Genomic DNA, 21869 nt, shown 5'->3' with positions numbered 1-21869 from the left:
AGGGTGAGCCTCCGGACAAGAAACAGGAGGAACCCCATGGACGGCAACGCAGGCGATCCCCTCAGCAATCCGAAGAAGGAGGGCGCAGCGAAGCGTTCGCTGCTGGGACGGACCAACCGGGACTGGTGGCCCAATCATCTGGCCATCGACATCCTCCACCAGCAGGGCAAGTCGGGCGACCCGATGGGCGACGACTTCAACTATGCCGAGGCGTTCAAGAAGCTCGACTATGCGGCGGTCAAGCGCGACCTCCATGCCCTTATGACCGACAGCCAGCCGTGGTGGCCGGCGGACTATGGCCACTATGGCCCCTTCTTCATCCGCATGGCCTGGCACTCGGCCGGCACCTATCGCACCGCGGACGGACGCGGCGGGGCCGGCGCCGGTCAGCAGCGGTTTGCCCCCCTGAACAGCTGGCCGGACAACGGCAACCTCGACAAGGCGCGGCGCCTGCTGTGGCCGATCAAGCAGAAATACGGGGCCAGCCTGTCGTGGGCGGACCTGATGATCCTGGCCGGCAATGTCGCCATCGAGTCCATGGGTGGACCGGTGTTCGGCTTTGGCGGCGGTCGCGCCGATGTGTGGGAGCCCGAGAAGGACGTCTACTGGGGCACCGAGGAACAGTGGGTCGGCGAGGAGGGCAATGAGACCCGCATCCAGCCCGACAAGGACATGGCGCTGGAAGAGCCCCTCGCCGCCATCCAGATGGGCCTGATCTACGTCAATCCCGAAGGCCCCGGCGGGGTGCCCGACGCGCTCCAGTCGGCCCGCGACATCCGCGAGACCTTCCGGCGGATGGGCATGAATGATGTGGAGACCGCTGCCCTGACGGTCGGGGGCCATACCTTCGGCAAGGCCCACGGCGCGGGCGACGCGTCCAAGGTCGGGACCAGCCCCGAGGGCGCGGACATCGCACAGCAGGGTCTGGGCTGGGTGTCGGGTCACGAGAGCGGCATGGGCGACCACACCATCACCTCGGGCATCGAGGGCGCCTGGACGCCGACGCCCATCACCTGGGACATGACCTATTTCGACATGCTGCTGGACCACGACTACGAGCTGGTCCGCAGCCCTGCCGGAGCCAAGCAGTGGCAACCGGTCGGCAACCCGGACGACACCCTGGCGCCAGCCGCCCACACGCCCGGCAAGCGGGTGCCGACGATGATGACGACCGCCGACATGGCGTTCAAATTCGACCCCGACTACCGCAAGATCATGGAGAAGTTCCGGTCTGATCCCGCCTACTTCGCCGACCAGTTCGCGCGCGCCTGGTTCAAGCTGTGCCACCGCGACATGGGGCCCAAGGCCCGCTACCTCGGACCGGAAGTGCCCGCCGAGGATCTGATCTGGCAGGATCCGATCCCGGCGCACGAAGGCCCGACGCTCAGCGAGGCGGACATCCGGGACCTGAAGGACGCGATCGCGTCGTCGGACCTGTCGATCGCGGACATGGTGCGCACCGCCTGGGCTTCGGCCTCGACCTACCGCGGGTCGGACCACCGGGGCGGGGCGAATGGGGCCCGCATCCGTCTGGCGCCGCAGAAGGACTGGGAGGTCAACGAGCCCGACAAGCTGGCGCGTGTGCTCAGGGTCTATGAGGACATCAAGTCCAGCTCGGGCAAGACTGTCTCGATCGCTGACCTAATCGTGCTCGGTGGCTCGGTGGGCATCGAGAAGGCCGCAAAGGCCGCCGGCCACGACATCGAGGTGCCCTTCACGCCGGGCCGCACCGATGCCTCGCAGGAGCAGACCGAGGTCGAGGGATTCCACTGGCTGGAGCCCCGCGCCGACGGCTTCCGCAACTATCTGCAGGTCCGGTTCAATGTGCCTACCGAAGAGCTGCTGATCGACCGCTCGCAACTGCTGGGGCTGACCGCGCCGCAGATGACGGTGCTGGTGGGCGGCCTGCGGGTGCTGGGCATCAACCACAAGGACTCCAGGGACGGCGTGCTGACCGATCGCCCGGGCCAGCTGACGAACGACTTCTTCGTCAATCTGCTCGACATGGGCACAGCCTGGAAACAGGTTGACGACAGCTCGGACGAGACCTTCGTCGGCACCGACCGCGACACCCACGAACAGCGCTGGACCGCGACCCGGACCGATCTGGTGTTCGGCTCGAACTCGCAGCTGCGCGCCCTGGCCGAGGTCTATGCCTCCGCCGACGCCGGACAGAAGTTCGTGCGCGACTTCGTGACGGCCTGGGTCCAGGTGATGAATGCGGATCGCTTCGATCTGACCTGACCTTCAGACCCGATCGTCCTTTCGGCACCCGGATGCACGCCCTGCATCCGGGTGTTCGTCTATTGAACCGGCTTCAGCGCACCGGCCTTGACGGCCGCGTCGACCGCCGCGCGCATATCCGCCTCCGGCACGAAATCGAACTGGGCGATCATGTCCTCAAGGGCGAACCGGGGTTGGGACAGGGCCCATTCCATGGCGACTGCGGCCGGTCCGCGGACCGCAGGCGGCAGAAGCCCCGTCGGCGCATAGGCGGTCAGCGCGGGGCGCTCTGGCAGGCGGTAGTCTGCGCCCCGGCCCATCAGCCGTTCCTGGGTCATGGCGATTTCCCGGGCGAAAGCCGGGCTGGCTGTCAGGCGGGCCAGCCGTTGGCCCAGATCGGCAAGCTGATCTGCAAGCGGCTTTCCCTCGTCCTTGCCAGCCGGAGGCAGCCAGGCCCGAAAGGCCGGGTCCTGCATGGCCGCCGATTCCAGCAGGCGAAACAGGATGCGTCCGTAAAGGGGCGTGACCGACAACGTCACGTGCAGCGACGGGCCGTCCGCGGCCAGAGCGTCATGGTACCAGCCGCGCGGCAGGTACAGGACGTCGCCGGGCCGCATGCGCACTTCCTGCATCAGGGGACCGCAGGCCGAGGCCAGATATCGACGGGCCTCCTCACCCTCCCCCGGATAGTCGACCGGATCGGGCTCGCGATTGCGGTACAGGCGCCAGACCTTCTCGCCCTCGGTCTGGACGGCAAAGACGTCGTGGGTGTCGTAGTGGGGGCCGAAGCCCTGCACGCCCTTGAACGAGCAATAGATATTGGCCGCGACCGACGCCGCCCAGGCATGGCGCAGGGTCGAGCAGATGTCCCTGAGCGCGGGGGTCAGGGCACCGACGTCGTTGGCAACAATCGTCGCCCCCATGGCGGCCATCACCTGCACCCGGGCCGGCGACGGACGGAACACAGGCCCCGACATGGACTGGACTTCCGAGCAATAGGCTTCCGGGTCGAGCGGTTGTCCGCTGTGGACCAGCTTGAGGGTCGAATGGGTCCAGATCGAGCTCTGGTTCAGCAGTCCGTTGAAGGTATCCCAGTCGAGCAGCGCCCGGCGTGCGTCTGCGACGGGGCCCTCAGCCGGAATATGCAGCGGCACACGCCCCTCGATCTCGTTCTGGAAACGATCAGGGCTGACGGGATGGATCAGGTCGGCAAGACTGGGCATATCTGACGCTAGCGCTGCTCAACCGGCCTGTCAGCAGGATCATGATGCTGCGCGAAAGTCACCGGAGGCTGACCCCATGACGCTCAAGGCCCGGACCATCGTCGAGCGCTCGCTGGCGGCCATCGAAATGGGCGACCACGATGTGCTGGAAGCCTGCCTCCACCCGCAGGTGATCTACCGCCGCCCCGGGCAGCCCATCCTGTCGGGGCGCGAGGCGGTCGTGGACTATTATCGTCGGCATCGCAGCGCCAAGACCTCGCAGATCCTGATCGACGACGTGGTCTGCGAGGGGGATCGCGTCGTCGCCATGGGTCTGGTCGAGGGCCGGGGTCATGACGGAGCGCCCATCCACGAGCGCTTCGCCGACGCCTATCGCCTTGAAGGCGGCCTGATCCGCGAGCGCACGACCTATTTTTTCCGTCAGGGGTTCTGAGGGAGCTGGACCGCAGGCACGGCCTGACTGAGGCGGCCGCCGACGCGGATCGGTTCGACGCGGGTGGCCAGACCGGTGCGGTCATCAGTCTCGACATAGACGCCGCAAACGGTCGCGGGGCCGGAAGCCGGCTGGTAGCGGCCCCCGCTGAGCCGCGTGGTGAAGCGGCGCAGGGGCTCTTCCTTGTCGTTGCCGATCACCGAGTCATAGTTGCAGCAGCCGCCGGCATCGGTCTGATAGGCCGTGCCGCCCGGCAGGATCTGGCAATCGGCGGTCGGCACATGGGTGTGGGTCCCGACCACCAGGCTGGCGCGCCCGTCGCAGAAATGGCCCATGGCCATCTTCTCGGACGTCGCCTCGCAGTGAATGTCGACAATGGCGGCGTCGGCGACCACCCCGAGAGGCGCGGCCTCCAGCTCCCGCTCGACCGCGCTGAACGGGTCGTCCATCGGGTCCATGTGCACCCGGCCCAGCACATTGATCACGAGCACCCTGCGGCCATCGGAGGTCGTGAACACATCGGCGCCACGGCCCGGGGCATCCATCAGTCGGGGATAGTTCACCGGCCGGATCAGGCGCGGTTCGCGCACAATGTAGGTCAGGGCCTCGCGCTGGTCCCAGCTGTGGTTGCCGAGCGTCAGCACATCGGCCCCGGCGTCGAACAGATCACGCGCGGTGTTCTCGGTGATGCCGAAGCCCCCTGCGGCGTTCTCGGCATTGATCACCACGAAATCGAGCTTCAGGTCGCGCCTGAGGCCGGGCAGGTGGTCGGACAGGCCATCGCGGCCGGACTTTCCGACCACATCGCCGAAGAATGCCAGCCTCATGCGGCCGACCGGGAGGAACAGGTGCGCGTCATGGGAGGGCGGTATAGCCCGTCTCGGTCAGAACGCCATGCAGCGGAATGTCGTGATCCAGCAGGCTGAGGCGGTCGACCCGCTGCCCCGCATAAGCCACGCCCACCCGCAAGGCCTCGGGGCGAGCCGCAAACGTCCGGTCGTAATAGCCGCCGCCCTGCCCCAGTCGCCCGCCGGCCCCATCAAACGCCAGAAGCGGCGTCAGGATCAGCTCGGGCTGCATCTCGCGCGCCGAAGGCAAGGGAGCCGGTATGCCGGCAGCGTCGGGCGCGAGGTCATCTCCGGGGCGCCACCAGCGGAAGATCAGGGGCGTGTCGGGGGCCGTGACCACGGGCAGGCAGAGGTCATAGCCTTCATAGGCGAGACGCGCCGCCAGCGGGCGCGGATCCATCTCGGCCCCGATCGGGAGGTAGAGCGCGTGCACCACCGCGCCCGGCAGGTCATCGGCAAACCCGGCCAGCCGTTCGGCGGCATACGGGGCCACAAGCGCAAGGGCCTTTCGGCGCGCGCGCATTTCGGATCGCAGGGCCTGTTTGTCGGTCATGGATTGTCCGGATGCGAACTGCCAACCCGATCCTCGGATCAAGTCCGAGGATGACGGGGATCGGCCTCGCCCTCAAGCAGTGAGCCGCCGCGCGGCGAGCGATAGGGCGGAGAATAAAGTTGGCGGCGCCGCAAGAACCGTGAGGAGCTTTCAATCCTCTCGACCTGGCTTACCAGGTGGGCGCCGTGTGCCCAGGCCCTCGAGCCCGAACAGGGACAGCTCCCTATGAGAGAATTAAGGTCGCAAGGATTAGTCGCCCTCGACGTGAGCCACAGCATGACCCGCCGGGGTCCAAGATAGGCGTGCCGGTGTGGCCGGACAATGGCCGCCCTCAATCTTCACTCGGGGGGCCATGCGAGCGAAATCGCTCAGGTGATCGACTGGGCGATCTTCTCGATACGGGCGGCAACCGCATTCAGGGCCTCGGCCACACCGGCGTCAGAGGGCGCCGCCTCGGCGGGACGGGCCGGAGCCTCGCCGGAGCGGGCCTCCTGCAGTTCGTCGGCGAGGATCAGCCCGGCCATCAGGAACAAACGCAGCTCCCCCACATGGCCGACCTCTGCGGCGACATTGCTGACATGTCCCGCGAACTGGGCCGCCAGCTGGCGCACGCGATCCTCCTGTCCGTCGGCGCATCCGACAGCATACGGGCGTCCATTGATCTCGACGGTCACCGTGGCCATCAGGCGCCCCCCTCGCCCGCGTCATCCGCCAGGATCGCCCGGATGGCCTCGGCGGAGGCGGCAAGCGCTGCGCGGGCCTCGCGGCCGGCGTCCTCCAGCTCGGCCAGACGTCCCGCATCGGCCCTCGGCGCGAACAGGTCGTCGTCCCCGATCGGGGGCGCCGAGGCGGGGCGCGCCCTGAGATCCTGCATGCGGCGTTCCAGCAGGGCGAGAGCCTTGTCGATACGGGCTTTCGCAGCCGTGGTGGCGTCGGCCATCGGTGTCACATCCTCCGGAATCCCTATAGAACCCGTCCGCGCGTCGGGGTAAAGCGGCCCCGCCCCCCTTTTTCTTCCCCGCGTCCCGAGAGGTTGCCCGTGGCCAAAGCCGATTCCACCCCGCCGAAGGCTACCCAGAAGCAGATGGCCGATGCCATCCGTATGCTGGCCATGGATGCCGTCCAAAAGGCCAACAGCGGCCACCCCGGCATGCCGATGGGCATGGCCGATGTGGCGACCGTCCTGTTCTCGAAATATCTGAAGTTCGATGCCAGCCGCCCCGACTGGGCCGACCGCGACCGGTTCATCCTGTCGGCCGGGCACGGCTCGATGCTGATCTACGCCCTGCTGCACCTGACGGGCTATGAGGCGGCAACCCGCGACGAGCTGTCCAACTTCCGCCAGTGGGGATCGAAGACCGCCGGTCACCCCGAGTATGGCCACATGCCCGGTGTCGAGACGACCACGGGCCCGCTGGGTCAGGGTCTGGCCAATGCCGTCGGTTTCGCCATGGCCGAGCGCCATCTGGCCGCGCATTTCGGTGAGGATCTGGTCGACCACCGCACCTGGGTGATCGCCGGCGACGGCTGCCTGATGGAAGGCATTTCGCAGGAGGCCATCGCGCTGGCCGGCCGCTATCGCCTGAACAAGCTGACGGTGCTGTGGGACGATAATGCCATCACCATCGACGGCGCCGTCAGCCTGTCGGACGCCACGGATCAGAAGGCCCGTTTCAAGGCGGCCGGCTGGGCGGTGAAGGCCATCGACGGGCACGACACGGCCGCCACCAAGTCGGCGCTGAAGTGGGCGACCCGTCAGGACAAGCCGACCCTGATCGCCTGCAAGACCAGGATCGGGCGCGGCGCCGCCACCATGGAAGGCAGCCACAAGACCCACGGTGCCGCCCTTGGTGACACCGAGATCGCCGCCACGCGCAAGGCGCTGGACTGGCCGCACGCGCCGTTCGAGATTCCCGAGACCGTCATGCAGGCTTGGCGCAAGGTCGGTCGCCGGGGCGCAGAGGCCCGTCAGGCCTGGGAAGAGCGGCTGGAGGACTCCGAGTTCTACGACGACTTCGTGCGCGCCATGGCCGGTGGCCTGCCCGACGACGCCTTTGACGACCTGGACGCCGCCATTGCGAAGACGGTCGAGGCCAAACCGGCCCAGGCCACGCGCCAGTCCTCGGGCGCGGCGCTCAGCGCCCTGTTCGAGCCCATTCCTGAACTGATCGGCGGCTCGGCCGACCTGACCGGCTCGAACAACACCCTCGTCGCGGGGACCGAGACCTTTGACGCCCCTGACTATGCCGGGCGCTACATCAACTGGGGGATCCGCGAGCACGGCATGGCCGCGGCCATGAACGGCATGGCGCTGCACGGCGGCATCATCCCCTATGGCGGCACCTTCATGGTGTTTTCGGACTACAGCCGCCCGTCGATCCGGCTGGCCGCCCTGATGGGCATCAGGGTCATCCACGTCCTGACGCACGACTCGATCGGCCTCGGCGAGGACGGCCCGACCCACCAGCCGGTCGAGCATCTGGCTGCGCTTCGCGCCATTCCGAACCTGCAGGTCTTCCGCCCCGCCGACACGGTCGAGGCCATGGAGTGCTGGCGTCTGGCGCTGGAGAAGGCCGACGGCCCCTCGGCCCTTGCCCTGTCGCGCCAGAAAACGCCGGCCGTGCGAACCGAGGCCGCGACCGAAAACCTGTCGGCCAAGGGAGCTTACGAGTTGCGCGCCGCCTCGGCCAAGGCCAGGGCCACCCTGTTCGCCACCGGCACCGAGGTTGCCTTGGCGCTCAAGGCCGCCGAACAGCTCGAGGCTGACGGCGTCCCGACCCGCGTGGTCTCGGTGCCCTCGTTCGAACTCTTCAACCAGCAGACCAAGGCCTATCAGACCAAGGTGATCGGCAAGGGCACGGCCCGGGTCGCCATCGAGGCCGGCATCCGCCAGGGCTGGGACCGCTTCATCGGCGAGGACGGCGGCTTCGTCGGCATGTCGAGCTTCGGGGCCAGCGCCCCGGCCGAAGTGCTCTACGACAAGTTCGGCATCACCGCCGAGGCCGTGGTCTCCGAGGTGAAAGCGCGGCTATCCAAGGCTCATGCATAACGCAGTTCGTCGAATATAGCCTTGCCCTGAATTCTCCTGTAAGTTGAGCCAACCTGTGGGGAGGTTCAAAGATGGTGAGCACGCTGAGAATCATGGGCGTCCACGGATTGGGCGACCATCGGGATGGTGGCAAGCACGGCGACTGGGAGGCGGGCTGGGAAGCGTCGGTACGCAAGGCCATGCCGCGACGCGATGTGCCGCTGGAGTTCGACTTCCTGAATTATGACGATCTGTTCTTCGCCACGGGACAGGATCTCGGAGAATATGCGCGATCGGCAGCTCGTCTTTTGGCGAGTTGCGTGGCATCGCCGTTCCGCAGGCAAAAGGGCGTACCGGGATCCAAATGGGTAGCGACGGTCGGCTACGTCGTGGCGTGGCTGGAGGACGAGGAGTTCAAGACCAAGGTCCGCGCCCGCTTTCTGGAGCGTGTGGCCGAGTGGCAGCCGGACGTGATCCTGGCCCACAGTCTCGGGTCATTGATTACCTACAACGCCCTGACCCACCCCGACGCCGAGCAGGCGGCGGACGTGCTGGGCCGCGCGACCTACGTCACATTGGGCTCGCAGATCAACAACCCCTGCGTCGTAGGCACGCTGGCGGGCGGCCGCTTGCAGCGGCTGAAGGTTAACGCCTGGCGCCATCTGTACAACGAGCACGACCCGGTCCTGACGGCGGACATCACCTATCGGCCTGACCCGAACAACTTCACCCGTCTGCTGACCCCCTTCCGCGAGTTCCTTGACGAGCAGGGCACGAAGGACGGAGGCCACTCCGCCCGGGGATATTTCGAACATCCGGTCACAGTCGCCGGCCTGTGGCAGCCCCTGGCGGATCGCGCCGCCGGCGACAAATCGATCAGTCTGGCGCAGTTCGAGGATCAGACAATGCGGGTGGGCGCCCTGACAAAAGGCGTCAGATCCCCATCGACCAAGGCTGTGTCCACCCGAGGCCGGCGTCGCGCACTGCTGGTCGGCATCAACGACTACCCGGCCGAGAAGGATCGGCTGGAAGGCTGTGTGAACGACGTGTTCGCCATCAGCTCCCTTCTGCAGGATTGCGGATTCTCGCCAGACGACATCCGCACGGTGCTGGATCGGCGGGCGACGACGGAAGGGATCCTGCAGCGGCTGGAATGGCTGCTCGACGACGCCGGGCCCGAGGATCAGCTGGTCTTCTATTTCAGCGGTCACGGCGCGCGCATCCCGATCTACGACAGTTTCGACCAAAAGCCGGCATCGTTCATGGAGGTGCTCTGCCCCGCGGATTTCGACTGGACCGAAGAGCGCTGCATCGCCGACCGGCAAATACAGCAGCTGTACAGCCAGCTGCCCTATGACACCCACCTGGCCATGATCTTCGACTGTTGCCACTCCGGCGGGATGCACCGTGACGGCGGCGCCCGTGCGCGAGGTCTGACACCGCCGGACGACATCCGGCACAGGGAGTTGAAGTGGCATCGGGAGGAGAAGATGTGGGTTCCGCGCGACTTCGAACCGCTGGTGGACAAATTCGCCCGCAAAGAGGACCAGGCGGCCTGGGTCGGGTCCGACTCGGCGACACGTAGACTGGGCCGGGCCGTCGCGCTGCGCCCCATGTCGTCACAGACCTATGCGCGTATCAGGAAGGTCGAGTCCGAGCCCGGCCCCTATCTACCGCTCATCATCGAGGCCTGCGCCGAGCATGAGCTGTCCTATGAGTACCGGCACGGCGCGACCAGCTACGGCGCCTTCACCTTCAGCTTCCATCAAATCCTCCGGGAGGAGAAGGGCGCATTGAGATTCGACGAATTGATCGCCAAGGTAGGAGGGCAGCTTTCGCGGCTGAACTTTAATCAGAATCCACAGATCCTTGGCCCTTCCGTCCGCACCTCAGAGAAAGTCCCCTGGCTTGCCGATCCCATTCCACCCGGTGCAGGCACTGGATGACCCTTACCGCGAAGGTGCTTGCACACTGACCGACTCCGGGTCCTCCGAATGACTCTCCGTCTCGGCACGCCCCTCTCCGACTCGGCCGTCCGGGTCATGCTTCTCGGCGCCGGCGAACTGGGCAAGGAAGTGGCCATCGAGCTGCAGCGTCTCGGCGTCGAGGTGATCGCGGTCGATCGCTATCCGAACGCTCCGGCCATGCAGGTCGCACACCGCAGCCACGTCATTCCGATGACCGATGCGCAGGTGCTGAACGGCGTCATCCTGGCCGAGGCGCCGCACATCATCGTGCCCGAGATCGAGGCCATCGCCACGGACGTTCTGGCCCAGATCGAGGCGGCCGGGCTGGCGACCGTCATCCCGACAGCCCGCGCAACGCAGCTGACCATGAACCGCGAGGGCATCCGCCGGCTGACCGCCGAGGAGCTGGGCCTGCCGACCAGCCCCTATGCCTTTGCCGGATCAGCCGCCGAGCTGGCCGAGGCCGCCCACACCATTGGCCTGCCGGTGTTCATCAAGCCGGTCATGTCGTCCTCGGGCAAGGGCCAGTCGATGATCGAGGCCATCGAGGATGCGGCCAATGCCTGGGCCTATGCCCAATCCGGCGGGCGGGTCGACACGGCCCGCGTGATCGTCGAGGGGCGGATCGACTTTGACTATGAGATCACCCTGCTGACCGTCCGGTCGATGAAGGACGGTACGGTCGTCACCGACTTTTGCGCGCCGATCGGGCATCGTCAGGTCAAGGGCGACTATGTCGAGAGCTGGCAGCCACAGGCCATGAGCGCGGCCGCCCTGGCCTCGGCACAGGACATCGCGGGCAAGGTGACCGCAGCGCTGGGCGGCCTTGGCGTCTTCGGGGTCGAGCTGTTCGTGAAGGGCGATCAGGTCTGGTTCTCGGAAGTTTCGCCCCGGCCCCACGACACGGGTCTGGTGACCCTGGCCAGCCAGGTGATGAGCGAGTTCGCCCTGCATGCCCGCGCCATCCTTGGCCTGCCGGTCGATGTCACCCAGCGGGAGCCCGCCGCCAGCGCCGTCATCTATGGCGGCATGGACGCAGAGGGGATCGCCTTCGAAGGCGTGGCCGAGGCCCTTTCGGTGCCGACGGCCGACCTGCGCCTGTTCGGCAAGCCCGAGGCCTTCGAGCGCCGTCGCATGGGCGTGGCCACGGCGCGCGGCGTCGACACCGATCAGGCCCGCGACCGTGCCCGCGAGGCCGCCGGACGGGTCAGACCGGTCAAGGCCTCACCCGCGTAGGCGCTAGTCCTCGTCGCGCACCTCGACCGTACGGGTCACGACGCGGGCGCCGTTCCCCCCGCGTTCGCCCTCTTCCAGAACGCCGGAGCCGTCGGCGTCCATCTGCCGGAATATCTGGCGCAGGGGCGCGAGGAACTCGGCCTCGGTGACACGGCCGTCGCCGTCGGCATCCATGTCGGCCCCCTCGCCCTCGCGGATCCATTCGAAATGCGCTCCCCCGGCCATGGCCGGACCTTCGCCGCTGCGGATGAAGACTTGCACGGGGCCATCGCCGTCAGAGGTGATCTCGCCGTCCTCGCCGACGATGACAAAGCTGTGGGCCTCGACTTCCACGTTATCGCCGCCCACGCGGCGCACCTCAATCCGGTGGGGGCCAGAGCCCTCGGCCGCAGAGGTCCAGCTCATGGCCGGACCACCGGTGACGATGCGCACATCGTGGTCCATGCCCGCCCCCCCGACGCGATGCTGCAGTTCCTCGCTCGACAGGCGGCCGTCGCCATCGGCGTCCATACTGGCAAAGGCGTCGTCCATCGGGCGAGCGAACTCCGCGCGGGAAACGAACCCGTCGCCGTCCCGGTCCAGACCGTTCTCGCCCTCCGGGTCTGCGGCCACGAAGACGACCCGGCTTTCGGTGAGCACCACTGGCGGGGCGGGCGGACGCGCCGGGTCCTGGGCAGCGGGGTGGGTCAGGGCAAGGGCGAGAGACAGGGAAACCAGCATGGGGAAAGTCCTCGAGTGGATGATATCCCCTTGGACCACGCCGGCCTTGCAGCCGTGTTTCAGACGGGGCCCGAATTGTTTCACGCATGAAATGACGACGGCACCGCGCCGCGTCACAATGGGCGAATGATCCCCGACCCCGTCCCTTCTTCCGGCAATGCAGCGCCCCGCATCCTTGTGGTCGATGACGATCCGGGCCTGCGCGAGGTGCTGGTCGAGTATCTGGGTCAGCACGGATTCGAGACGCATGGCGCCGCCTCGACGACCGAGATGGACCAGCATCTCGAGGACGCCCCGCCCGATCTGGTCGTGCTGGACCTGATGATGCCGGGAGAGGATGGGCTGTCGGCCTGTCGCCGCCTGATCGCGCGCGGGGGGCCGCCGGTCGTCATGCTGAGCGCCATGGGCGAGGAAACCGACCGCATCGTCGGGCTGGAGCTGGGCGCCGATGACTATCTGCCTAAGCCTTGCAATCCGCGCGAACTACTGGCGCGCATCCGGGCGGTCCTGCGCCGCCGGTCTGGATCGGAGGGCTCCGGCGCCCCGCCGTCCGAGCCTGTGCTGGTGTTTGAGGGGCGAACCCTGAACTTGCTCCGACGCGAGTTGACCCGCCCGGACGGCACCGTCACCCTCCTGTCCGCCGGAGAGTTCGCCCTGCTCAAGGCCTTTGCCGACGCCCCCCGGCGGGTGCTGAGCCGCGACCAGCTGCTGGAGAGGGCGCGAGGGGCGGACACCGAGGTCTTTGACCGGGCCATGGATGTGCAGATCAGCCGCCTGCGCAAAAAGCTGGCCGATGCCGACGGGCAGGACCCGATCCGGACCCTGCGGGGCGAGGGCTATATGTTCGATGCCACGGTCGAGCGCCGGACCGAGCGGCCCGCATGAAGCGGCTGACCTCTCCCTCCATTCTGGTCCAGGTGGCCTTGCTGGTCGCCCTGTCCATCGGACTGTCGCAGGCTGTGACCGCCGCCGCCATCCTGCTGATGCCCGAGCCCCGCCCCTCAGGGTTTGATCTGGCGGCCGCCTCCGCGGCGCTGAAGGGCGAGGCCGCCCGGACAGCGGATGATCGCCCTTTGACCCGGCGCATCACCGACCAGCCCGTGGCCGCCGAGAGCACGGCCGCGGACCCGATGGCGCTGGCGTTGTCGCTTGCCCTCGCCCGCGTCCTCGAGGTCGAGCCCGGCGACGTGCGGGTGAGGGTGCTCCAGCCGAACGCCCCACCGGACTCTGACCTCGGCGAGGAGTCGTCCGCCAGCTATGTCATCACCCGGCCACCGACCGCGCGCGGATCGACGGACGACGCGCCTGTTCTTACCTGGAGCGCCCCGACCGTCACCTGGACCGAGAAGCACACCATCGAGCGGGCCGCGCCTCCGGCGGCCGGCTCACCCGGGGCCAACCCGCCCGAGACCAACTCGGCCACCATCACCGTTGACCGCGACACGCAGCAGGTCTTCGTCGTCGCCGACCAGTTGACCTTCGCCCCCTTCGCCGCCTCGCTCCGGCTTGAGGACGGGCGTTGGGCCACGGTCGAGCCGCCGCGCGACTGGCTGTCGCCCTGGCAGGCCCGCCTGTTGCTGGCGCTGCTGGTCAGCCTGCTGCTGGTCGCGCCCGTCGTGTGGCTGATGGCGCGGCGGCTGACGCGGCCCATCCGGCTGTTTGCCGATGCCGCCCAGCGCCTGGGCGCCAACCCTGAGGCCGAGCCCCTCGCCGTGTCCGGCCCCAGCGAACTGCGTCGGGCCATCGGGGCCTTCAACGACATGCAGGCCTCGCTGCGCGCCCACATCGCCAACCGGACCCAGACGGTCGCGGCCATCGCCCATGACCTGCGAACCCCGTTGACCCGCCTGCGCTTTCGGGCCGAGCAGGCCCCGGACGCGCTGCGCGACCGGCTGGCGGCGGATGTCGAGGAAATGGATGCCCTGATCGCCCAGGCCATGGCCTATGTCCGGGGAGAAACCCGTCAGACCCCGCCCGAGCCGGTCGAGCTGACGGCGCTGGTCGCAGACTGTGTGCGGGGCTTTGCCGAGACCGGACATGCCGCGACGCTGACGCCCGGCCCGAATGTCCGGGTCATGGGCCAGCCGACCAGCCTGCGCCGCGCCCTGACCAATCTGATCGCCAATGCCGTCCACTATGGAGGACAAGCCGAGGTGACCCTGGAGCTATTGCCTGACCGGGTCGCCATCCACGTTCGCGACACCGGCCCCGGCATCGCGCCGGAGCGGATGGAGGAGGTGTTCCAGCCCTTCGTCCGGCTGGAGGGATCGCGCAACCGCGCCACGGGCGGGGTCGGACTGGGCCTTGCCGTGGCGCGCCAGATCGCCCGGGCGCATGGCGGCGATGTGACCCTGTCCAACCGGGCCGGAGGCGGGCTGGAGGCGACGCTCTCCCTGCCCCGCAGCGGCTGAGCGATACAATCCATCACGCCTTGTTACGCGCCGGGGGTTGATCCGCGCCGCGCCCGGTTCCATTGAAGCGCCAACCACACCATCGCTTCAGGAGCCCCGCCCATGACCGTCCGCGTCGCCATCAATGGTTTCGGCCGTATCGGCCGTCTCGTCCTGCGCTCGATCGTCGAGCATGGCCGTCGCGACATCGAGGTGGTGGCGATCAACGATCTGGGCCCGGTGGCCACCAACGCCCACCTGCTGAAGTATGACTCGGTCCATGGCCGCTTCCCCGGCACGGTCGAGTCGGGCGACGACTGGATCGACGTGGGCCTCGGCAAGATCAAGGTGACCGCCGAGCGCGATCCCGCCAACCTGCCGCACAAGGATCTGGGCGTCGACATCGCCTTTGAGTGCACCGGCATCTTCGCCTCCAAGGACAAGGCCTCGGCCCACCTGACCGCCGGTGCCAAGCGCGTGCTGGTCTCGGCCCCCGCCGACAATGCCGACAAGACCATCGTCTATGGCGTCAACCACGACACCCTGACCGCCGACGACGTCGTCGTCTCGAACGCCAGCTGCACGACCAACTGCCTGGCCCCCATCGCCAAGGTGCTGCACGACCTGGTCGGCATCGAGCGCGGCTATATGACGACCATCCACGCCTACACCGGCGACCAGCCGACGCTGGATACGATGCACAAGGACCTGTACCGCGCCCGCGCCGCCGGCCTTTCCATGATCCCGACCTCGACCGGCGCGGCCAAGGCCGTCGGCCTGGTCCTGCCGGAGCTTAAGGGCAAGCTGGACGGCTCGTCGATCCGCGTGCCGACCCCGAACGTCTCGGTCGTCGACCTCAAGATCGTCCCCGGTCGCGACACCTCGGTCGATGAGGTCAACGCCGCGCTGAAGGCCGCCGCCGACGGCCCGATGAAGGGCGTTCTGGCCACCACCACCGACCCGGTCGTGTCCATGGACCTGAACCACATCGCCGCCTCTTCGACCGCCGCCCTGCCCCAGACCCAGGTCATCGAGGGCAAGCTGGTGCGCGTGCTCAGCTGGTACGACAACGAATGGGGCTTCGCGACCCGCATGAGCGACACCGCGCTGGCGATGGCGAAACTGATGTAATGGGCCGACCGGGCCCAAAAGGTCGCCGTATTCTCCATGCCGTCATCCTCGCGATGGCGGGACTGGTCGCGAGCATGGGGGTCGCGTTCGGCTGCCTGATGCGGAATCTGATCCTGTGGCCGCAAATGTTCGCCCACAACTGGTCGGACGCTCCAGCGAACGGGGCAAAATCCGGCGCTTTGCCGGGAACCGGCGTCGGCGACATGCTCCTGACGTTGGTTCTCGCCCTTCTCATGATCGCCTGGATGTGGGCGTTTGCCCTCTTCGTCCGACGTGAGCCAAGGTCGCCTCTCACATGGGTAGCCAGCGCTATCATCGGCGGAGGCTTCCTCTGGTTGTGTTGGCAAAACTGGCAGCTCGCCTATCCTGTCTGCAACGCATTCTGATTGAGCTGCCAAAGCAGCTCACCATATTTTGGGGCACCCCATGACCTTCCGTACCCTCGACAACGCCAGGGACCTTGCCGGCAAGACGGCACTGGTCCGTGTGGATTTCAATGTGCCGATGGAGGGGGGCAAGGTCACCGACGACACCCGGCTGCGCGCCGCCCTGCCGACCATCCAGCGCCTGCGCGATGCCGGGGCCAAGGTCGCGCTGCTGGCCCACTTCGACCGGCCCAAGGGCCAGCGCGTGCCGGAGATGAGCCTTCAGCCCGTCGTCGATGATCTGGAGCGCCTGCTGGGAGCGCCGGTACGGTTCGCCGATGACTGCGTGGGCGAAGGGGCCAGGTCCGCCATCGCAGACGTGGACCCGGGCGGGGTGATCCTGCTGGAGAATGTCCGCTTCCATGCGGGCGAGGAGAAAAACGATCCCGCCTTTGCGCAGCAACTCGCCGAGCTGGGCGACCTTTACGTCAACGACGCCTTTTCCGCCGCGCACCGGGCCCATGCCTCGACCGAAGGTCTGGCGCGCCTTCTGCCCGCCTATGCCGGTGAGGCGATGAAGCGCGAGCTGGAGGCGCTGGATGCGGCGCTGGGCAATCCGGTCAAGCCGGTGCTGGGTATCGTCGGCGGGGCCAAGGTCTCGACCAAGCTGGACCTGCTGAAGAACCTGGTCGGCAAGCTGGACCGACTGGCCATCGGCGGCGGCATGGCCAACACCTTCCTCTATGCCCAGAGCATCGACATCGGCGGCTCGCTGGCCGAGCGCGACATGGCCGAAACCGCCCGTGAGATCATGGCCGAAGCCGAGGCCAGGGGATGTGAGCTGCTGCTGCCGCAGGATGTCGTGGTGGCCACCGATGTGAAGTCGGATGTCGAAACCCGCACGGTTCTGGCCCGTGAAGAGATCGGCGAGGACGAGAAGATCCTGGACGCCGGGCCGTTGACGGTCGAGCGCCTGGTGAAGGCCATGGCCCTGTCGCGCACCCTGATCTGGAATGGGCCGCTCGGCGTGTTCGAGGTGCCGCCGTTCGACGCTGCCACCGTCAAGGCGGCGCAGGCGGCCGGCCAGCTGGCGACCAGCGGCGCGATCACGGCGGTGGCTGGCGGCGGCGACACGGTCGCGGCGCTCAACCATGCTGGCGTGGTCGATCAGATGACCTTCGTCTCCACGGCCGGCGGCGCCTTCCTCGAGTGGATGGAAGGCAAGCCCCTGCCCGGCGTCGAGGCTCTGCGAGGCTGACGAAACCCGACGCGGCGTGGCAATTCCTTGTTCGGGAACCGCCCTTGTGGCTACCTTGACCATAAGGGTCAGGGAGTGCGGGCATGAGCGACGAGACGACCGAAAAGACCGACGTCTTCATCACCGGATCGGCCGTACGGGTCAGGCCGGTGGCGAAGGGTCAGGGTTGTCTGATCTCTGCGGCGCTCCTGGGCGGCGCCTTTGTCGCCTTCTTCGTGGTGATATTCCTCGTCATGGCCGCGATGGGTATGGTCACCAGCGACGACGACCGCCAGTCCATCCGCGGCATCCTGCTGCTGATCGCCGGTGTTGCCCTGATCGTCTGGGGGGCGGGCTGGGTGTTTCGCTGGAACACGCGGCGGGGGCTGCGCGAACAGGTTGAGGCGCGCCTGCCCGGCTTCACAGGACGCACCATCCCCGTCGGCCAGTTGCTGAATGGACCGGCCGCCGCCGGCAAGCTGGAGGGCAATTATCTGATGGCGGTGGGGCAGGACCGGTTCCTGCTGATGCGGCACTTCCACAACACCGAACATCTCGATGCCTTCCGTGCGCTGGTGCTGGGCCAGTTCATCAACGCCTGGCAGCCGAACGGGCTGGCCCGCGTCATGGATTTCGCCATCCCCTATGGCAACATCCGCTCCGTGTCCGTCGACGCCCTGACGCCGGAACAGCTCCGGAAGGGCGCCTTCGGTCGGGCGGTGGCCCACGGTCTGGCCTCGTGGGCGCTGGACGCCGCTTTCGGCACCCGGTCGACCCAGGACATCAAGGCCGCCTTCATCCGGATCGAGATGATCGACGGCCAGTCGCTGGTCTTCTCGGTCCCCAGCCGGGTCAGCGAACGCCTCGTCTTCGCGCTCGCCGCCTCGGCGGAGAATGCCAGCCACGGCACCGGCCACGAGGTCAGTCTGGGCAATGCCACCTGGGACGGGATCGAGACCCTGCTGAGCCGTAGCGGTCTGGTCGATGCGCCGAGCGACGGGTGGGACGACTTCTTTGCCAATCTCAGGCCGGACGGCCAACGGGCGCGCAGCTTCGCCGGACTGGCCGCCTGGCGGATTCAGCAGGAGATGGACCGGGCCGCGGGCCGAACGCGTCCGGTGCCGCCCGAGGCAACCCCGGCTTCGCCCGGGCCGTCGATCGCCTCCCGGCCGCGAAACCGGACGACCCTGGCGCTGTGGGCGCTCGGACTTCTGGGGCTCGCGACGCTGTTTATCGCCCTCAGCGAGGCCCTTCGCGACGGAGGCAATGGCGATCTCGAGCTGGGCGTAATCGCCATCTTCTCCGGGATTGCCCTGGTCGTCGGGATCAATCTCTGGGCGGCCCGCAGCGGCTGGCTGATGGCCGGCATCAAGAGCGTGCTCAGTCTGATCCTCGCCGCCTTCGTCGCCTTCGCGCTGGGAAGCGAACTCCTGCTCACGCGCGGCCCCCTGGCGCCGATGACCCAGTCGATGGCATCGGCGACCGCCAGCCTGTTCGGGCGCGACCACCGCCCCCGCGCCACACCGCAACAGCCTGTCCGACCCGAAACACCGACTGAGGAAGAGGCTGCCGCCGCGCGGGCAGCGCTGGAGGCGCGCCTGCAGCAGGAGGCCGCCGCAGCCGCACAGGCCAGACAGGAAGCTGAGGCGCGGGAGCGGGCCGAGCGTATTGCGGCCGCCGAGGCCATCATCCGCCGCGTGTACGACGACGAGCTCAGCCTGTTTGGATCGCGGACCGAGCGATCGGCCTGGTTGACGCCCGCCCTGTCCCGCCGCATCGATCAGGTCAACGAGGCCGCCAGCGCGTACGGCGGCGCGGGCGCTGTCGTCGGGTTCGATCCCCTGATCGACGGTCAGGACGCCAATCTCGCCAACTTCGACTATGCGTCGCGTGAGACGGATTACGGCGTAGAGGTGCGGGTCCGCTTCACCAACTTCGAAACCCCCGTCGATCTCACCTTCGAACTGGTGGAGACGGATGCGGGCTGGCGTGTCCGCCAGATCCGCTCGCGGGGCGAAAGCCAATGGACGGCCACGGGACTTCTGGATCAGGCCGAAACCGATGCGAGGGATTTCGAATGACGCACCCGACAAGGCCCCTGATTGCCGGCGCCCTCTGCCTCGCCCTCATGGGCTGTGCGCCTGTTGCCGATTTCTGGCCTCAGCGGCCCATGGCCGGCGCGCCGGTGTCGCCTCACGGTGCGCCCGAAGATCTCATCCGCAGCCTGTTCGAGGCGCCGGACTGGGAGGGGACGGGCGGCTCACGCGAGGCCCGTCTGGCCTGGATGACGCCGGAGCTGGCCGAGGCCTCCTTGCGGCTGGACGCCGTAACCGACAACATCGGCGTCGGCATGGAGCCCTCTGTCGGCAGCCCCTATATTCATGTGACCAACGCCCGCTACGACACCCGCACCACGCGCTGGGGGGCCGAGGTTCGCGTGCGCTTCCTCAACACGAACCAGCCGCGCGAGACCCGCTTTGAACTGGTCATGACAGAGGCAGGCTGGCGGGTCGCCGACATCGTCGGTACCGACCTCGAGACCGGCCGGACATGGCGCTATACGGACCAGATGGCCGAACTCTTCGCTGCCGTGGCGCGGGGCGATGGGCCCCGCGATCCGTCCTGACGCCGCGCCTGATTCCTTTGTAACACGGCGTGACTTCGAGCCCGTCCGGCGCTAAAGCGGGGCAAAAGATAAAAGGCTCAGGAGACTACCCATGGCGCGCATCACGCTGCGACAACTGCTCGATCACGCGGCAGAGGAAGGCTACGGCCTGCCCGCGTACAACATCAACAATATGGAACAGGGTCTGGCGATCATGGAGGCGGCCGAGGCCGTCAACGCCCCCGTCATCATCCAGGCCAGTCGCGGCGCGCGCAGCTATGCCAATGACATCATCCTGGCCAAGCTGATCGACGGCCTGGCCGAGCTTTATCCGCACATCCCGGTCTGCATGCACCAGGACCACGGCAATGGTCCGGCCACCTGCGCCACCGCCATCCAGTATGGCTTTACCTCGGTCATGATGGACGGGTCGCTGGAAGAGGACGCCAAGACCCCCGCCAGCTACGAGTACAATGTCGACGTCACCCGCCGCGTCACCGAAATGGCCCACAGCTGCGGCGTCTCGGTCGAGGGGGAGCTGGGCGTGCTGGGCAGCCTGGAGACGGGCATGGGCGAGGCCGAGGACGGCCACGGCTTCGAGGGCAAGCTGGATCACTCCGCCCTGCTGACCGATCCCGATCAGGCCGTGGAATTCGTCCGCGAGACCAAAGTGGATGCCCTCGCCATCGCCATGGGCACCAGCCACGGCGCCTACAAGTTCACCCGCCAGCCGGATGGCGAGGTGCTGGCCATGAACGTCATTGAGGAAATCCACCGCCGTCTGCCGGACACCCATCTGGTCATGCACGGCTCGTCCTCGGTGCCGCAGGACCTGCAGGACATCATCAACCAGTACGGCGGCAAGATGCCCCAGACCTGGGGTGTGCCGGTCGAGGAAATCCAGCGCGGCATCAAGCACGGCGTGCGCAAGATCAACATCGACACCGACAACCGGATGGCCATCACCGGCGCCATCCGCAAGGTGCTGGCCGAAAAGCCGGGCGAGTTCGACCCGCGCGCCTATCTGAAGCCCGCCAAGGAAGCCATGCGCAAGCTGTGCATCGAGCGCTACCAGCAGTTCGGTTGTGAGGGCCAGGCGTCCAAGATCAAGCCGCTGTCGACGGCCCAGATGGCCAAGCGCTACGCCTCGGGCGAGCTGGACCCGCACTTCGGCAAGGCCTCGTCAAAGGCCGCTTGATTTCTCTCAGAAGCCGTAGCGTCCGATCAAATAGTAGCGGACGTCCCGGGCCTCGCGTTCGGCATACTCCAGATAGTCCTGGGCCTCCTGCCATTCGCGGAGCGTCTGTTGACGCTCGCGCCGGAGCTCCTGCACGCGATTGCGCGCCTGCTCGCGCGCCTCGTCGGTCAGGTTGGTGTCGCGCGCCTGTCCCTGGAAGTAGTCGATCTTCTCGTCCAGTTCGGTGGCACGAGCGCCCAGGCTGTCGATCCGGCTACGCGCCTCGGTAACGGCTTGCTCGGCACGATAGAGAGTCTCGCCGTCGCGCCAGGCAGACAGGAAGGCGCCCTCGGCCGGCCCCCGGCAGACCCCGGCATAGCTGTTGCCGCGGGCCGCTTCCGAAAAGGCCCGTTCCGGCACGCAATACTGGCGCAGCCCGTCCTCACGCGCCGAGAAATAGGCCGCGGAATTGGGCACGACCCCGTATTTGGCGCAGGCTTGCGTATGATCTTCCAGACGGCTCTCGGAGTAGCCTGCATAGCCGTCGGTGTAGCCCTGCTGGCCCCAGTCGCCTGCCAGGCACTGGTCCTCGCTCATGGTCGCGCAGCCGCTGAGTGCCGCCAGCGACGCCAGCCCGACCGCGCCGATGATCAGATATTTCATGGAGCCCTCTCCCTTGCCGACGGGAAGATGCCCAAGGTCCCGTCGTCGCGCAAATTCCGTCGGAGCGGGT

At 67.5% G+C, this 21869-nt stretch carries 20 protein-coding genes and 1 other RNA gene; 13 read left to right on the top strand and 8 right to left on the bottom strand.

Annotated features, from left to right (window positions below; all coding sequences use genetic code 11):
• The first annotated feature begins 36 nt into the window (after nucleotides 1-36).
• Complete coding sequence (gene katG / locus J7346_RS05380) at nucleotides 37-2244, top strand: catalase/peroxidase HPI (protein ID WP_209118512.1); 2208 nt, start codon at nucleotides 37-39, stop codon at nucleotides 2242-2244.
• 59 nt (nucleotides 2245-2303) lie between these two features.
• On the opposite strand, the gene J7346_RS05375 is transcribed toward katG, so the two are convergent.
• Nucleotides 2304-3446 carry a cupin domain-containing protein gene (locus J7346_RS05375; protein WP_209118510.1) on the bottom strand — a complete coding sequence of 381 codons (1143 nt, stop codon included), beginning with the start codon at nucleotides 3444-3446 and terminating at the stop codon, nucleotides 2304-2306.
• A 76-nt stretch (nucleotides 3447-3522) separates the two neighbouring features.
• Here J7346_RS05375 and J7346_RS05370 point away from each other — a divergent pair, with 76 nt between their 5' ends.
• Entirely contained in the window at nucleotides 3523-3879 is a 357-nt protein-coding gene (locus J7346_RS05370) for a nuclear transport factor 2 family protein (protein ID WP_209118508.1), read from the top strand.
• Here the strand turns inward: J7346_RS05370 and J7346_RS05365 are convergent.
• From J7346_RS05365 to J7346_RS05345, 5 genes are all read right to left on the bottom strand, one after another.
• Complete coding sequence (locus tag J7346_RS05365; RefSeq protein WP_209118506.1) at nucleotides 3867-4706, bottom strand: TIGR00282 family metallophosphoesterase; 840 nt, start codon at nucleotides 4704-4706, stop codon at nucleotides 3867-3869. The two genes, J7346_RS05370 and J7346_RS05365, sit on opposite strands and share 13 nt — an antisense overlap.
• Before the next feature lie 28 nt (nucleotides 4707-4734).
• Nucleotides 4735-5280, bottom strand: coding sequence for a 5-formyltetrahydrofolate cyclo-ligase (locus tag J7346_RS05360; RefSeq protein ID WP_209118504.1), 546 nt, complete (start codon nucleotides 5278-5280; stop codon nucleotides 4735-4737).
• Between the two features lie 121 nt (nucleotides 5281-5401).
• A non-coding RNA gene (gene ssrS / locus J7346_RS05355) (6S RNA) lies at nucleotides 5402-5561 on the bottom strand.
• A gap of 87 nt (nucleotides 5562-5648) precedes the next feature.
• On the bottom strand, nucleotides 5649-5963 hold the full coding sequence (gene zapA / locus J7346_RS05350) for a cell division protein ZapA (protein ID WP_209118502.1): 315 nt from the start codon (nucleotides 5961-5963) through the stop codon (nucleotides 5649-5651).
• A complete protein-coding gene (locus J7346_RS05345; protein ID WP_209118500.1) occupies nucleotides 5963-6220 on the bottom strand; it encodes a hypothetical protein in 258 nt (85 codons plus the stop codon). The genes zapA and J7346_RS05345 overlap by 1 nt, the downstream gene beginning before the upstream one ends.
• Before the next feature lie 144 nt (nucleotides 6221-6364).
• On the opposite strand from J7346_RS05345, the gene tkt reads away from it, so the two are divergent.
• The 3 genes from tkt (at nucleotide 6365) to purT (ending at nucleotide 11511) form a co-directional block, all read left to right on the top strand.
• A complete protein-coding gene (gene tkt, locus J7346_RS05340) occupies nucleotides 6365-8329 on the top strand; it encodes a transketolase (protein WP_245157676.1) in 1965 nt (654 codons plus the stop codon).
• A gap of 71 nt (nucleotides 8330-8400) precedes the next feature.
• Entirely contained in the window at nucleotides 8401-10254 is a 1854-nt protein-coding gene (locus J7346_RS05335) for a caspase family protein (RefSeq protein ID WP_209118496.1), read from the top strand.
• Between the two features lie 48 nt (nucleotides 10255-10302).
• On the top strand, nucleotides 10303-11511 hold the full coding sequence (gene purT / locus J7346_RS05330; protein ID WP_209118495.1) for a formate-dependent phosphoribosylglycinamide formyltransferase: 1209 nt from the start codon (nucleotides 10303-10305) through the stop codon (nucleotides 11509-11511).
• Nucleotides 11512-11514: 3 nt separating this feature from the next.
• On the opposite strand, the gene J7346_RS05325 is transcribed toward purT, so the two are convergent.
• Nucleotides 11515-12231 carry a hypothetical protein gene (locus J7346_RS05325; RefSeq protein ID WP_209118493.1) on the bottom strand — a complete coding sequence of 239 codons (717 nt, stop codon included), beginning with the start codon at nucleotides 12229-12231 and terminating at the stop codon, nucleotides 11515-11517.
• A gap of 126 nt (nucleotides 12232-12357) precedes the next feature.
• On the opposite strand from J7346_RS05325, the gene J7346_RS05320 reads away from it, so the two are divergent.
• From J7346_RS05320 to fba, 8 genes are all read left to right on the top strand, one after another.
• Complete coding sequence (locus tag J7346_RS05320) at nucleotides 12358-13116, top strand: response regulator (RefSeq protein ID WP_209118491.1); 759 nt, start codon at nucleotides 12358-12360, stop codon at nucleotides 13114-13116.
• Nucleotides 13113-14642, top strand: coding sequence for an ATP-binding protein (locus J7346_RS05315; RefSeq protein ID WP_209118489.1), 1530 nt, complete (start codon nucleotides 13113-13115; stop codon nucleotides 14640-14642). The genes J7346_RS05320 and J7346_RS05315 overlap by 4 nt, the downstream gene beginning before the upstream one ends.
• A gap of 102 nt (nucleotides 14643-14744) precedes the next feature.
• Nucleotides 14745-15752, top strand: a complete 1008-nt coding sequence (gap, locus tag J7346_RS05310; RefSeq protein WP_209118487.1) for a type I glyceraldehyde-3-phosphate dehydrogenase — start codon at nucleotides 14745-14747, stop codon at nucleotides 15750-15752.
• Nucleotides 15752-16138 (top strand): hypothetical protein, encoded by a 387-nt coding sequence (locus tag J7346_RS05305; protein WP_209118485.1) that lies wholly within the window; start codon nucleotides 15752-15754, stop codon nucleotides 16136-16138. Before gap ends, J7346_RS05305 begins: the two co-directional genes overlap by 1 nt.
• 40 nt (nucleotides 16139-16178) lie before the next feature.
• A complete protein-coding gene (locus J7346_RS05300; protein ID WP_209118483.1) occupies nucleotides 16179-17375 on the top strand; it encodes a phosphoglycerate kinase in 1197 nt (398 codons plus the stop codon).
• An 83-nt stretch (nucleotides 17376-17458) separates the two neighbouring features.
• Entirely contained in the window at nucleotides 17459-19435 is a 1977-nt protein-coding gene (locus tag J7346_RS05295; RefSeq protein WP_209118481.1) for a hypothetical protein, read from the top strand.
• Nucleotides 19432-19980 (top strand): hypothetical protein, encoded by a 549-nt coding sequence (locus tag J7346_RS05290; protein WP_209118479.1) that lies wholly within the window; start codon nucleotides 19432-19434, stop codon nucleotides 19978-19980. The genes J7346_RS05295 and J7346_RS05290 overlap by 4 nt, the downstream gene beginning before the upstream one ends.
• 91 nt (nucleotides 19981-20071) lie before the next feature.
• Nucleotides 20072-21157, top strand: coding sequence for a class II fructose-bisphosphate aldolase (fba, locus tag J7346_RS05285; protein ID WP_209118477.1), 1086 nt, complete (start codon nucleotides 20072-20074; stop codon nucleotides 21155-21157).
• A 6-nt stretch (nucleotides 21158-21163) separates the two neighbouring features.
• Here fba and J7346_RS05280 read toward each other — a convergent pair whose 3' ends face one another.
• Nucleotides 21164-21799 (bottom strand): DUF2799 domain-containing protein, encoded by a 636-nt coding sequence (locus tag J7346_RS05280; RefSeq protein ID WP_209118476.1) that lies wholly within the window; start codon nucleotides 21797-21799, stop codon nucleotides 21164-21166.
• Nucleotides 21800-21869 lie beyond the last annotated feature (70 nt).

Source organism: Brevundimonas sp. A19_0 (assembly GCF_017744255.1).
Taxonomy (GTDB): Bacteria; Pseudomonadota; Alphaproteobacteria; order Caulobacterales; family Caulobacteraceae; genus Brevundimonas.
Note: the sequence above shows the minus strand (reverse complement) of the source record. Positions and strands in the feature narration are given on the sequence as shown.